The sequence below is a fragment of the Streptomyces sp. NPDC088725 genome (genome assembly GCF_044751305.1).
In the GTDB taxonomy this organism is placed as follows: Bacteria; Actinomycetota; Actinomycetes; order Streptomycetales; family Streptomycetaceae; genus Streptomyces.
Map to the genome: position 1 here is coordinate 297207 of NZ_JBIVLO010000008.1, position 13679 is coordinate 310885.

A 13679-nucleotide genomic window follows, 5' to 3' on the forward strand; every position below is an offset into this window, starting at 1 on the left:
GTGATCACGGCCCTCGACCGGGCTGTCGTTCCGCTACGGGACGGATTCCACCGCCCGCCGCGGAACGGATTCCGCCACGAGGCGCGTCCGCGGGCGTCGCTCAGACGTCCTCGGGGTTCTCGTCGCCGGGCTCCAGGCCGAGCTGCTCCATGAGCCACTTGTCGAACTCGATCGACGCGCGGACCCAGCTGACCGTCGACGACACGAAGTGGTCGAGGCTGACGCCCGTGCCGATCAGCATCTGGGCCTCGCCGATGAGCCGGACGGTGGGGGGACCGTCGTCCTCCTCGTGGATGTGGCTGTAGACCTTGGGCCACAGGGTGCGGCGGTTCCAGTCGTCGATGGTCTCGAGGATCCTGGCCTTGCCCTCGATGTCGTGCGGCCGGTCGTAGAACGTCCGCACCGAGAAGACCTGCTGGTCCTCCTCGCCGCGGAACATGAAGTACGTACGGAATTCCTCCCACGGCGCCGCGAGGTCACCCTCGTCGTCGACGACGTACTTCAGCTCCATCTGCTCGAGGAGCTGCTTGACCAGGTCCTGGTCGGGGACGACGGGGCCCGTCGGTCCTTCGCCCTGCGGTTGGGGCTGGCCCCCGAAATTCGGAATCGAGGACGGGTCGATAGACATCGCTGGATACTCCTGAGGATGGCATGCCATTGTCTGACAACGACCCTAGCCGCGATCGTGCACCGGAAACCCTGCGGCCCGGGCCGAAACAGCGGGACGGCCCTGACAGCCGAATCTACTCCTCGGGGCTCCGGCGCGGGTCCCGCGAAGGTGCGGGCGGGGGTGTGAGCAACCATCCGCCCGCACCCCCGCCGGCAAACCTGCCGGAGCCCCGCCGTGAACCCGCCGTAACGGCGAGCGCCCGCACCCCGCCGGCCCGTCCGCGCCCGTTACGGCCTCTTCTCCAGACCCACCGGCTCCGCCGCCTCACCCGCCGCCGGGCCGACGATCAGACCGTTCTCGAAGCGGTCCACCCTGACCGTGTCGCCGTCCGTGATCTCGCCCGCGAGGATTTCCTTCGCGAGCCGGTCACCGATCGACGTCTGGACCAGGCGGCGCAGCGGCCGCGCCCCGTAGGCCGGGTCGTTGCCCTCCTCCGCCAGCCACTCCAGGGCCGAAGGGGTGACGTCGAGCGTGAGCTGCCGCTCCGCGAGGCGCTTGGCCAGGCGGTCGATCTGGAGCTTGGCGATGCGGGCCAGTTCGGTCTTCGACAGCGTCGAGAAGACCACGAGGTCGTCCAGCCGGTTCAGGAACTCCGGCTTGAATGACGTCCGTACCGTCTCCAGGACCTGCTGCTTCTTCGTCTCCTCCGAGGTGAGCGGGTCCACCAGGTACTGACTGCCGAGGTTCGACGTCAGGACCAGGATGGTGTTGCGGAAGTCCACCGTCCGCCCCTGGCCGTCCGTGAGGCGGCCGTCGTCCAGGACCTGGAGCAGGATGTCGAAGACCTCCGGGTGGGCCTTCTCCACCTCGTCCAGGAGCACGACGCTGTACGGGCGGCGCCGTACCGCCTCCGTGAGCTGTCCGCCCTCCTCGTAGCCGACGTAGCCGGGCGGAGCGCCGACCAGACGGGCCACCGAGTGCTTCTCGCCGTACTCGCTCATGTCGATGCGGACCATGGCCCGCTCGTCGTCGAAGAGGAAATCCGCGAGCGCCTTGGCCAGTTCCGTCTTGCCGACGCCGGTCGGGCCGAGGAAGAGGAACGAGCCGGTGGGACGGTCCGGATCCGCGATGCCCGCGCGGGTACGGCGTACGGCGTCGGAGACCGCCTGGACGGCCTCGCTCTGGCCGATGAGCCGCCGGCCCAGCTCCTGTTCCATACGGAGCAGCTTCTGGGTCTCGCCCTCCAGCAGCCGGCCCGCCGGGATGCCGGTCCAGGAACCGACGACGTCGGCGATGTCGTCCGGGCCGACCTCTTCCTTGACCATCGTGTCCTTGGCGGCCTCCTGCTCGGCCTCCGCGGCCACCTCCAGCTCGCGTTCCAGGTTCGGGATCTCCCCGTACAGCACCTTGGAGGCGGTGTCGAAGTCCCCGTCACGCTGGGCACGCTCGGCCTGTCCCCGCAGGTCGTCGAGTTGTTCCTTCAGCTCACCGACGCGGTTGAGGCCTTCCTTCTCCTTCTCCCAGCGGGCATTGAGGCCGCGCAGTTCCTCTTCGCGGTCGGCGAGGTCGCGGCGCAGCTTTTCGAGCCGCTGTTTGGAGGCGGGGTCCGACTCGTTCTTCAGCGCCAGCTCCTCCATACGGAGGCGGTCGACGGACCGCTGCAGCTCGTCGATCTCGACCGGCGAGGAGTCGATCTCCATACGGAGGCGGGAGGCCGCCTCGTCCACGAGGTCGATGGCCTTGTCCGGCAGGAAACGCGAGGTGATGTAGCGGTCGGAGAGTCCGGCCGCGGCGACGAGGGCCGCGTCCGCGATCTGCACCTTGTGGTGTGCCTCGTAGCGGCCCTTGAGCCCGCGCAGGATCGCGATCGTGTCCTCCACCGAGGGCTCGGCGACCAGCACCTGCTGGAAACGCCGTTCCAGCGCGGCGTCCTTCTCGATCCGCTCGCGGTACTCGTCCAGCGTCGTCGCGCCGACCATACGCAGCTCACCGCGCGCCAGCATCGGCTTGAGCATGTTGCCCGCGTCCATGGCGGAGTCGCCGCCGGCGCCCGCGCCCACGACCGTGTGCAGCTCATCGATGAACGTGATGATCTGCCCGCCGCTCTCCTTGATCTCGGAGAGGACGGTCTTCAGCCGCTCCTCGAACTCGCCGCGGTACTTCGCGCCCGCCACCATCGCGCCGAGATCCAGCGACACCAGCCGCTTGTTCTTCAGCGACTCCGGTACGTCTCCCTTGACGATGCGCTGCGCGAGGCCTTCCACGACGGCGGTCTTGCCGACGCCGGGCTCGCCGATCAGGACCGGGTTGTTCTTCGTACGGCGCGACAGGACCTGCACCACGCGCCGGATCTCCTGGTCCCTGCCGATGACCGGATCGAGCTTGCCCTCGCGGGCCGCGGCGGTGAAATCGGTGCCGAACTTCTCCAGGGCCTTGTACTGGCCCTCCGGGTCGGGTGTGGTCACCCGGCGCCCTCCCCTTGATGTCTCGAACGCTTCCAGCAGTTGCTTCGCGCCGGCCCCCTGCTTGTCCAGCAGGTCGCCGGCCTGGCCGCCCTTGGCGGCGATACCGATGAGCAGATGCTCGGTGGAGAGGTAGTCGTCCCCCAGCTCCTTGGCCCGCCGGTCGGCGTCGGCGATGACGGCCAGCAGGTCGCGGTTGGGCTGCGGGGGTGCGACCGTGGAGCCTGTCACGCTGGGCAGCGCGGTCAGCAGCCGCTCGGCCCCGGACCGTACCGCGGACCCGTCCGCGTCCACCGCGGCCAGCAGATCGAGGATGTTCTCGTTCTCCTGGCCGTCGAGCAGCGCGAGCAGCAGGTGCGCGGGGGTCAGATCGGGATGTCCCGCCTCCACGGCGCGGCCGCTCGCCGCGTTGATCGCGTCCCGGCTCTTGTTGGTCAGCTCGGCGTCCACGTGCGCTCTCTCCATTCTTGCGCGGTCTGACTCGTGCAACGTGTGCAAAGTTGAGTCTATTCCACTCAAGCCTGAAACGAGCAGTCACCCGCGGGCGCTCCGGGGGAAAGGGCAGCAGGAGGCCACCGACATCCCGGAGCGACTGGGACCGCAGGTGGCGGGCCCGGACGGAACACGGGTCGCGGTACGCGCGTACGTCCGGATGAGTGCGAGAGCGGCGCCAGGAGCGGCATCGGGTCGCACTGGAGGGGCGCACGCCGGGGCTCGCACGGCGGACGGCGGTACGTACGCCGGCGGGCTGCGGGCGGCGGTACGTACGCCGGGCGACGGACGGCGGCGCACGGCGGGGTACGCCCGGCGGACGGCGGCGCACGGCGGGCGACGTGAGGCCGCGAATGGCCAGTGGCCCGCGAGTGGCCGGAAACGGCCGGTTACAGGAAAAGCACAGCGGCGCCATCGTGTTTCAGGTCCACGATGGCGCCGCTGTGTGGGGGAAGTGCCCGAGCGATCAATAACGACGGGGGAATCGCTCAGGCACTGCGGGGGGTGGCGGTGATGGTCTGCGGTTCGACGAGCCGGTGGTCACGCTTGTCGAGATTCACAAAGATCATGTCGTATCTGACGGCGCACCGGACCGGCTGCGGAGCCCCCCGCGGCCTCCGTAGGCACCGGTAGGCACGGACGTCCTCGTCCTCCTCGCGTACGACGACGATCGGCTCGCCGAACAGGGTCACCATCAAGGAATCGCCACGGTGCGGTATCGCTGTGACGAGGTCGATGAAGTGCCATCCCGATCGGTAGGCCATCGCCATCTCGCGCCGGAAGACCCGGTCGTCCGGTGGGACGGTCATGCGTCGATATCCACCGGCGCGCTCTCCCAGGAGGGCTCACCGATGACAGAGTCGGCCGCGGAGGCCGGCTGGAACTCCCACGAAGGTTCGTCAGTGGGCTGGAACTCCCACGAGGGTTCATCGGCAGGCTGGAACTCCCAGGAAGGCTCACCGGGGGCTGCCGCGAGCACCGCAAAGGCCGGCTGGGTCTCCCAAGAGGGTTCACCGGGGGCCGCGTTCACCGAGCCCGACGGCTGGGTCTCCCATGAGGGTTCGCCGCTCGCGCCGACCACACCGAAAGCAGCCGCAGCGACAGCGAGTACGCAGACTTTACGGACTATCCTGCTCATGACCGGTCTCCACCCCATTCTGATCAGTTCCTCCTCCCCCCGCAAGAAGACCATGGCCCACTCCCCACCCTTCCACCAGCGAGTACAGGCATCATGTTCCTGTAATGCAGGACCCTGAGGGGGGCGCAAATGCAGATCAAAAGGGGCGATGTGGGGCATACACACAGTCGCGACAAGCTGTGTGAATCGGGCAACAAGCTCTACGCGGCCGCTCTGCGGACAGGCCGGATATCGCGGTCGGACATAGCGGAGGCGCCGTGTCTGATCGATCTCGCCCTCCTGCGCCCCGACCCGGACGACGCCCAGTGGCTGCTCCCCATTCCCCCGTCCCTTGCGCTCAACCAGCTCATCCACCCGATCGAGCGTGAGATACAGGAGCGTAGACAGCTCGCGCTCTCGATCACCGACGCGTTCGAGCCATTCATGACGCTCACGGCCCACGATCCGTCGACGACGAACGCGATCAACGTGCTGGAGGGGCTGAGCCTGATCAACTCCACGCTCGACCAGGCCACCGCGGAGTGCACCGAGGAGCTGCTGACCGTCCAGCCGGGGAGCGGGCGCCGGCCGGACACGCTGGAGGGCGCACTGCGCAGGGTGGACCCGCTGCTCGACCGGGGGGTGAAGATGCGCACGCTGTACCAGCACACCGCGAGGCACCATCCGTCGACGCTGGCCTATGTGGAGCGCGTCTCGCCGTACGGCGTGGAGGTGCGCACGCTCGAAGAGATCATCGAGCGGCTGATCATCGTGGACCGCAAGGTGGCGTTCGTCCCCGCGCGCGACGACCGCCAGGTCGCTCTTGAGCTGCGCCACGAAGGGCTGGTCAGCTATCTGGTCGGGGTCTTCGAGCAGTTCTGGCTGCACGGCGTCCCGTGGGACCACCAGCTGTCCTACGCGCCGGAACTGGACGGCATCACCAGCGTCCAGCGCTCCATCGCCAAGCTGCTCATCGAAGGCATCGTGGACGAGGCCATCGCCCGGCGCCTCGGAATGAACGTACGCACCTGCCGCGCGCACATCGCCAAGCTCGCGACGGCGCTGGGCAGCGGCAGCCGCGCCCAGCTCGGGTATCTCATCGCGCAGTCGGGCATTCTCGAACAGGCGGCCTCGGACGGGCTCTCGGACGGCCTTTAGGCGCCCGGCGCCGGGCCTCGCCCGGCCCCGGGGCCCCACAGCCGTCTGCTTCTCTGCCCGGCTGCCTCAGCCGGCGCGTCCCGCCGAGCCCCTCGAACCCGCCTCAGTCCGCCGGGCGCTTGGGCCGCCACACCACCAGCGCGCTCGTCTGCCGCATGTCCTGATAGGGCACCAGATCCCGGCGGTACGAGGCATGCACCTGCGCCTCCCGCTGCCGCATCGCCACCGCCGCGCCGTCGACCGCCGTCGACAGCTCGGCGACCCGCGCCTGGAGCGCCGCGACCTGGTCCTCCAGCTCGATGATCCGCTTGATACCCGCGAGGTTGATGCCCTCGTCCTGCGACAACGCCTGCACGGTACGGAGCAGTTCGATGTCGCGGGCCGAATAGCGCCGCCCCCGGCCCGGCGTACGGTCGGGGCACACCAGGCCGAGGCGGTCGTACTGCCTGAGGGTCTGCGGATGCAGCCCGGAGAGCTGGGCCGCCACCGAGATGACGTAGACCGGCGTCTCCTCGGTCAGTTCGTACGCCCTGTTGAACGACGACGAGGGCTGTCTGCGCCGCCCGTCCCTGTCCGGCCTGTCCGACCGGTCAGACCTGTCCACGGGATTCATGCTCCCTTCGCGGCCTGGAACAACTCCGCCCGCGGGTCCTCGTCAGCTGTCGCCTTCCGGTAGGCCTCCAGCGCGTCACGAGCGGACGCCTCGAGGTCCTTGGGAACGACCACGTCCACGGTGACCAGGAGGTCGCCGCGCGTGCCGTCCTTACGTACGGCGCCCTTGCCGCGGGCGCGCATCGTACGGCCGTTGGGTGTTCCGGCCGGGAGCTTCAGCGTGACCGGCGGGCCCCCCAGGGTGGGGACCTTCACCTCGCCGCCGAGCGCCGCCTCCACGAAGGTGACGGGCACGGTGACGGTCAGATTGTCGCCCCTGCGGCCGAAGACCGGGTGGGCGTCGACATGGACGACGACGTACAGGTCGCCGGCCGGGCCGCCGCGCTCGCCGGGCGTGCCCTTGCCGCGCAGCCGGATCCGCTGGTTGTCACTGACACCCGCCGGGATGCGGACCTGCATCGTGCGCGACGACTTGGCGCGGCCGCTGCCCTTGCAGACGTCGCAGGGGTTCTCCGCGATGAGCCCGCGGCCCTTGCAGTCCACACACGGGTCGGTGAGCGAGAACCCGCCGCCGGTACCGCGCGAGACCTGTCCCGTTCCGACACAGGTCGGGCAGACCCTCGGGGTGCCGTTCTTGTCGCCGGTGCCCGAACACGCCTTGCAGGGCGCCTGGCTGGACATCCGCAGCGGGACCGTGGCCCCGTCGACCGCCTCGGTGAAGCTGAGCGTCACCTCGGACTCGATGTCCTGGCCGCGGCGCGGCTGCGTACGGGTGGTGCCCGCGCCGCCCCTGTTGAAGAGGCCGCCGAACACATCACCCAGTCCGCCGCCGAAGCCGCCCGCGCCCGGCTGCTGCGCACCACCTCCCTGCGCTCCACCGAAGATGTCGCCCAGGTCGAAGTTGAAGGAGCCGCCGCCTCCGGCACCGGGTCCCGGCCTGAAGCCGCCGTTGCCGAAGAGGGCGCGCGCCTCGTCGTACTCCTTGCGCCGCTTGGTGTCACCGAGGACGTCGTTCGCCTCGGAGATCTCCTTGAAGCGCTCCTCGGCCTTGGCGTCGCTCTTGTTGGCGTCCGGGTGGAACTCGCGGGCGAGCTTCCGGTACGCCTTCTTGATCTCGGCGTCTGTGGCGTCCTTGGGGACGCCGAGAACCTTGTAGTAGTCCTTCTCGACGAAGTCCTTGGTGCTCATTCCCGACGTCCCTCCTCTCCGCCTGTCACTGCTTTCTACCTGTCATGCCACCGCGTCAGCCCTCGTCCGGGCCACCGCTCTCCTCTTCCTTGGCCTGCTCGTCCGCCGCCTTGGGCTGGGCCCCGGGCTGGGGCTCGGCCACCGCGACGCGAGCGGGCCTGATGGTCCGCTCGCCGAACCGGTACCCAGGCTGCAGGATCGCGACGCACGTGTCTTCGGTGACATCGGGCGCATACGAGTGCATCAGGGCCTCGTGGATCGTCGGGTCGAAGGGCTCGCCCTCCTTGCCGAACTGCTGGAGGCCCATCTTCGCCACGATCGTCTCCAACGACTCGCCCACGGACTTGAATCCGCCGACCAGTTCGTCGTGCTCGCGTGCGCGGCCGATGTCGTCGAGCACGGGCAGCAGCTCGGTCAGCAGCTTGGCGACAGCCAGCTCCTTGACCGTGACCCTGTCCCGCTCCACCCGACGGCGGTAGTTCTGGTATTCGGCCTGAAGCCGCTGGAGGTCCGCCGTGCGCTCACCGAGCGCCGTACGCACCTGGTCCAGCTGCGCTGTCAGGGCTACGTCCTGGGATACGTCCCCGGCCGGGGCCGCCGGGGCCGACTCCTTGGCGGAGTCGGACTCGGCGGCCTTCGGCGTGGCGTCTTCGGGGGTGGCGCCGGAGGGGACGTCGGGCTCCTCCTCGAAGCCCGGAGTCTCCTCGGTCACGCCGCACCGCCCTTCGGGTCACGCTCGTCGTCCACGATCTCGGCGTCTACGACGTCGTCATCGCCCTTGCCCTGCTGCTCCGCACCGGGCGCGTCGGCCCCGGGGGCGGCACCGTCGGGCGTGTTGGCGTACATCGCCTGGCCCAGCTTCTGCGAGACGGCGGCGACCTTCTCGGTCGACGTACGGATCTCGGCGGTGTCCTCGCCCTTGAGCTTTTCCTTCAGCTCGGTGAGGGACTCCTCGACCTCGGTCTTGACGTCGCCGGGAACCTTGTCCTCGTTGTCCTTGAGGAACTTCTCCGTCTGGTAGACGAGCTGCTCCGCCTGGTTGCGCGTCTCGGCGGCCTCGCGGCGCTTGTGGTCCTCGTCCGCGTACTGCTCGGCCTCTTCGCGCATCCGGTTGACCTCGTCCTTCGGCAGCGAGGAGCCACCGGTGACGGTCATCTTCTGCTCCTTGCCGGTGCCGAGGTCCTTCGCGGCCACGTGCATGATGCCGTTGGCGTCGATGTCGAAGGCGACCTCGATCTGCGGCACACCGCGCGGGGCGGGCGGCAGACCGGTCAGCTCGAACATGCCGAGCTTCTTGTTGTACGCCGCGATCTCGCGCTCGCCCTGGTAGACCTGGATCTGCACGGACGGCTGGTTGTCCTCGGCCGTCGTGAAGATCTCGGAGCGCTTCGTCGGAATCGTGGTGTTCCGCTCGATGAGCTTGGTCATGATGCCGCCCTTGGTCTCAATACCCAGGGACAGCGGGGTCACGTCGAGGAGCAGGACGTCCTTGACCTCGCCCTTCAGCACACCGGCCTGGAGCGCGGCACCGATGGCCACGACCTCGTCCGGGTTGACGCCCTTGTTGGCGTCACGGCCGCCGGTCAGTTCCTTGACCAGCTCGGCGACGGCGGGCATACGCGTCGAACCGCCGACCAGGACCACGTGGTCGATCTCGGACAGCTGGATGCCGGCGTCCTTGATGACGTTGTGGAACGGGCCCTTGCAGCGGTCCAGCAGGTCCGAGGTGAGCTGCTGGAACTGAGAACGGGTGACCTTCTCGTCCAGGTGCAGCGGGCCCTCGGCGGACGCCGTGATGTACGGCAGGTTGATCGTGGTCTCCGTGGAGGACGACAGCTCGATCTTCGCCTTCTCCGCGGCCTCGCGGAGACGCTGGAGAGCCATCTTGTCCTTGGACAGGTCCACGCCGTGTCCGTTGGCGAACTGCTTCACCAGGAAGTCGACGACCCGCTGGTCCCAGTCGTCACCACCGAGCTGGTTGTCACCGTTGGTGGCCTTCACCTCGACGACGCCGTCGCCGATCTCCAGCAGCGAGACGTCGAAGGTACCGCCACCGAGGTCGAAGACCAGGATGGTCTGGTCGTCCTTGTCGAGCCCGTAGGCCAGGGCGGCCGCCGTCGGCTCGTTGACGATACGCAGGACGTTCAGACCGGCGATCTCGCCGGCCTCCTTGGTCGCCTGGCGCTCGGAGTCGTTGAAGTACGCCGGGACCGTGATCACCGCGTCAGTGATCTTCTCGCCGAGGTACGACTCCGCGTCCCGCTTCAGCTTCTGCAGCACGAAGGCCGAGATCTGCTGCGGGTTGAAGTCCTTGCCGTCCAGGTTCATCTTCCAGTCAGTGCCCATGTGGCGCTTGACCGACCGGATGGTCCTGTCGACGTTCGTGACCGCCTGGCGCTTCGCGACCTCTCCGACGAGCACCTCGCCGTTCTTGGCGAAGGCGACGACGGACGGCGTGGTCCTGGCACCCTCGGCGTTGGTGATGACGGTGGGCTCGCCGCCTTCGAGAACGCTGACGACGGAGTTAGTCGTGCCCAGGTCGATGCCGACCGCACGTGCCATTTCGATTCCTCCAGCTGACTTGAGTGGAACAGGCTCAAGGATGCATCACAGATCTCGACACGTCAAAGAGCATGAGCCGATGAGACTCAACAATTATGCGGACACTCTCCGGCCGAGGTCTCCCGTTTGGCATCAACTCGCCAGAACGCGCCTGGTGAGAGCGGTTGCCCGCCCCTCTCTCCCGGTCATGCGATCGTTCTTTCACAACTTTCGCGAAAGGCTCATTACGGTCAGGGGCGACACATGGACGGACGGCTCGGACGCTCGGTACGGCGAGAACAACCAGCAACGCCGCGACAGGAACGGCGGCGGGAACGGCGAGAAGCACGGGAGTGGCGGGCGGCTCAAGGCCGGGCCACTCACGGCCCGCGGCGCCTCGGGCCTGCCCGGCACCCCGGCCTCGGGCCGCCGCTCAGGCTCACCCGGCGCCCCGGCCCCAAGCGCCTCGTCGATGTAACGCTCGGCGCCGCCCTGATGGTTCCTGCCGCGCCGCTGCTCGCGGCCGCCGCGCTCGCGCTCGCGGTCTCCCGGCCGGCCGGCGGCGTCCTCGTACGCGAATACCGGACCGGCCAGTACGGCCGCCCCTTCGTTCTGCGCTCCCTGCGCACCCGGCTGCTCCGCCTCGACCTGCTCTCCCGGCTCCCGCACGTCGTACGCGGCGACCTCTCACTGGTCGGCCCCGCACCACTGCCCCTCGGTACCGCACGGGCGGCCGCCCCCTGGCGCCAGGCCGTACGCCCGGGACTGACCGGCCTCGCACAGGTGAAGCGCCACTCACGGCTGCCGTGGGACGAGCCGGAACTGCTCGACCAGCACTACGTCGAACACCACTGGATCGGCCTGGACCTGGCGATCCTCTTCCGCACACTCCCCGCCCTGCACCTGGCACACCTGCGCCCGCGCGTGCTGCACACCCGGGCCAGGCTCCGCGACCCCCTGGGCCGACGGCCCCGCACGCCGCCCCGCAGGAGACCGGCACCTGAGGCAACCCTGAGCGATACAGATCACCGGCTTCGCCGCTACATTGCTCTGCGATAAGTGGGTACGCTCACCCCATTCCAATTAAGTTACCGCTTAGTACGCAGCTATTCAGCACACAGCTAGTACGCAGGCCCGAGGAGCCACCCCATGCAACTCGCCGCGATCATCGTGTCGCTGGTGCTCGGCGTCGTCGGTGTGGCGCTGTTCGCCCGAGCCATCGCGCAGATCTACCGCTTCGTGCGGCTCGGCCAGGACGTCCCCGCGGGCACGCGGACCGACGAACCCGCACAGCGCACCCTGACCGTGGCCAAGGAGTTCCTGGGCCACACCCGGATGAACCGCTGGGGCGTCGTCGGCGTCGCGCACTGGTTCGTGGCGGTCGGCTTCTTCACGCTCGTGCTGACCCTGGTCAACGCCTTCGGCCAGCTCTTCCGGGCCGACTGGCTCCTGCCGGTCATCGGCGGCTGGACGCCGTACGAAGTCTTCGTCGAACTCATCGGCGCCCTGACGACGCTCGGCATCCTGACGCTCATCGTCATCCGCCAGCTGTCCCTGCCGACCCGCGCGGGCCGCAAGTCCCGCTTCGCCGGCTCGAACTTCGGACAGGCCTACTTCGTAGAAGCCGTCATCCTCGTCATCGGCGTCTGCATCCTGCTGCTGCGCGGCCTTGAGGGCGCGCTGCACCACACGGACACGTACGGCGCCGCGTACCTGATCTCGTACCCGCTGGTCGCCGCCTTCCGTGGACTGAGCCTCGGGACGCTCCAGAACCTCGTCTACCTGATCGCGATGATCAAGATCGGGACGTCCTTCGTCTGGATGATCACGGTCGCGCTCAAGACCGACATGGGCGTCGCCTGGCACCGCTTCCTCGCCTTCCCGAACATCTGGTTCAAGCGGGACGCTGCCGGCGGGACGGCCCTCGGGGCGCTGCCGCCGATGACGAGCGACGGCAAGGCGATCGATTTCGAAGACCCGGGCGAGGACGACACCTTCGGTGTCTCGCAGATCGAGCACTTCTCCTGGAAGGGCCTCCTCGACTTCTCCACCTGCACGGAGTGCGGCCGCTGCCAGTCGCAGTGCCCGGCCTGGAACACGGGCAAGCCGCTCTCCCCGAAGCTGCTGATCATGTCCCTGCGCGACCACGCGCACGCGAAGGCGCCGTATCTGCTGGCCGGCGGCGGCAAGACGATGGAGGGCGAGGAGAAGGCCACGCCGGAGCAGCTGGCCGGCGTTCCCGCCGCGGCGCTCGCCGAGGCCGAGCGCCCACTGATCGGGACGCTGGAGGAGAACGGCGTCATCGACCCGGACGTGCTGTGGTCCTGCACGACCTGCGGCGCGTGTGTGGAGCAGTGCCCGGTCGACATCGAGCACATCGACCACATCGTCGACATGCGCCGTTACCAGGTGATGATCGAGAGTTCCTTCCCGAGCGAGGCCGGGACGATGCTCAAGAACCTGGAGAAGAAGGGCAACCCCTGGGGGCTGCAGAAGAAGCAGCGTCTGGAGTGGACGAAGGAAGTCGACTTCGAGGTACCGGTCGTCGGCCAGGACGTCGAGGACCTCACGGAGGTCGACTACCTGTACTGGGTCGGCTGCGCGGGCGCTCTGGAGGACCGGGCGAAGAAGACGACGAAGGCGTTCGCGGAACTGCTGCACATGGCCGGCGTGAAGTTCGCGATCATGGGCGGCGACGAGAAGTGCACGGGCGACTCCGCCAGGCGCCTCGGTAACGAGCCGCTGTTCCAGCAGCTCGGCCAGGAGAACGTCGCGATGCTGAACATGGCGTACGGGGAGGACGACGAGGACGCCTCGACGAAGAAGCCCAAGGCGTCGAAGAAGATCGTCGCCACCTGCCCGCACTGCTTCAACACGATCGCGAACGAGTACCCGCAGCTGGGCGGCGAGTACGAGGTCATCCACCACACGCAGCTGCTCCAGCACCTCGTGGACGAGGGCAAGCTCGTGCCCGTGACCCCGGTCGAGGGCCTGATCACGTACCACGACCCCTGCTACCTGGGCCGTCACAACAAGGTCTACACACCGCCGCGCGACATCATCGCGAGCGTGCCCGGCCTGCGCAGCGAGGAGATGCACCGCCACAAGGAACGGGGCTTCTGCTGCGGCGCGGGCGGCGCGCGGATGTGGATGGAGGAGCGGATCGGCAAGCGCGTCAACAACGAGCGGGTGGACGAGGCGCTTTCGCTGAACCCGGACATCGTGTCGACGGCCTGCCCGTTCTGCCTGGTGATGCTGACGGACTCCGTCAACGGCAAGAAGAACGACGGCCAGGCGAAGGAGTCGATCCAGGTGGTCGACGTGGCGCAGCTGCTGCTGGACTCCGTACGCACGCCGGCGGACCCGGCTGGTGCTGCGGAGACCGAGGCGCAGCCGGAGCCCGAACCGGTGAAGTAGCCGCCTTCTGTAAGCGTGCGTGAGTAAACGGCCGGACCTGCCGAGGAGGCGGGGCCGGCCGTTCGCCGTTCGCGGGCGACCG

Annotated in this window: 11 protein-coding genes; 3 read left to right on the plus strand and 8 right to left on the minus strand. The window is 68.6% G+C overall.

What is annotated here, in order from left to right:
* Nucleotides 1–100: 100 nt before the first annotated feature.
* From ACIP6N_RS21990 to ACIP6N_RS22005, 4 genes are all read right to left on the minus strand, one after another.
* Nucleotides 101–628 (minus strand): YbjN domain-containing protein, encoded by a 528-nt coding sequence (locus tag ACIP6N_RS21990; protein ID WP_401817798.1) that lies wholly within the window; start codon nucleotides 626–628, stop codon nucleotides 101–103.
* Nucleotides 629–897: 269 nt separating this feature from the next.
* Complete coding sequence (gene clpB / locus ACIP6N_RS21995) at nucleotides 898–3522, minus strand: ATP-dependent chaperone ClpB (RefSeq protein ID WP_401817801.1); 2625 nt, start codon at nucleotides 3520–3522, stop codon at nucleotides 898–900.
* Between the two features lie 530 nt (nucleotides 3523–4052).
* Nucleotides 4053–4373, minus strand: coding sequence for a (2Fe-2S)-binding protein (locus ACIP6N_RS22000; protein ID WP_401817803.1), 321 nt, complete (start codon nucleotides 4371–4373; stop codon nucleotides 4053–4055).
* On the minus strand, nucleotides 4370–4702 hold the full coding sequence (locus ACIP6N_RS22005; protein WP_401817805.1) for a hypothetical protein: 333 nt from the start codon (nucleotides 4700–4702) through the stop codon (nucleotides 4370–4372). Before ACIP6N_RS22005 ends, ACIP6N_RS22000 begins: the two co-directional genes overlap by 4 nt.
* A 129-nt stretch (nucleotides 4703–4831) precedes the next feature.
* Here ACIP6N_RS22005 and ACIP6N_RS22010 point away from each other — a divergent pair, with 129 nt between their 5' ends.
* Complete coding sequence (locus ACIP6N_RS22010; protein ID WP_401817808.1) at nucleotides 4832–5839, plus strand: helix-turn-helix transcriptional regulator; 1008 nt, start codon at nucleotides 4832–4834, stop codon at nucleotides 5837–5839.
* A 103-nt stretch (nucleotides 5840–5942) separates the two neighbouring features.
* Here the strand turns inward: ACIP6N_RS22010 and ACIP6N_RS22015 are convergent, their stop codons facing one another.
* Genes ACIP6N_RS22015 through dnaK form a run of 4 tightly spaced genes read right to left on the minus strand, consistent with a single transcriptional unit; the run spans nucleotide 5943 to nucleotide 10201 of the window.
* Entirely contained in the window at nucleotides 5943–6443 is a 501-nt protein-coding gene (locus ACIP6N_RS22015) for a heat shock protein transcriptional repressor HspR (protein ID WP_401817811.1), read from the minus strand.
* A gap of 5 nt (nucleotides 6444–6448) precedes the next feature.
* On the minus strand, nucleotides 6449–7639 hold the full coding sequence (gene dnaJ, locus ACIP6N_RS22020) for a molecular chaperone DnaJ (RefSeq protein WP_401817813.1): 1191 nt from the start codon (nucleotides 7637–7639) through the stop codon (nucleotides 6449–6451).
* A 55-nt stretch (nucleotides 7640–7694) separates the two neighbouring features.
* Nucleotides 7695–8351, minus strand: coding sequence for a nucleotide exchange factor GrpE (gene grpE, locus ACIP6N_RS22025; RefSeq protein WP_401817816.1), 657 nt, complete (start codon nucleotides 8349–8351; stop codon nucleotides 7695–7697).
* Complete coding sequence (gene dnaK, locus ACIP6N_RS22030) at nucleotides 8348–10201, minus strand: molecular chaperone DnaK (RefSeq protein WP_401817819.1); 1854 nt, start codon at nucleotides 10199–10201, stop codon at nucleotides 8348–8350. The genes grpE and dnaK overlap by 4 nt, the downstream gene beginning before the upstream one ends.
* A gap of 474 nt (nucleotides 10202–10675) precedes the next feature.
* Here dnaK and ACIP6N_RS22035 point away from each other — a divergent pair, with 474 nt between their 5' ends.
* Both ACIP6N_RS22035 and ACIP6N_RS22040 read left to right on the plus strand, forming a co-directional pair.
* On the plus strand, nucleotides 10676–11239 hold the full coding sequence (locus ACIP6N_RS22035) for a sugar transferase (protein WP_401817822.1): 564 nt from the start codon (nucleotides 10676–10678) through the stop codon (nucleotides 11237–11239).
* Nucleotides 11240–11329: 90 nt separating this feature from the next.
* Entirely contained in the window at nucleotides 11330–13597 is a 2268-nt protein-coding gene (locus ACIP6N_RS22040; RefSeq protein ID WP_401817824.1) for a (Fe-S)-binding protein, read from the plus strand.
* Nucleotides 13598–13679 lie beyond the last annotated feature (82 nt).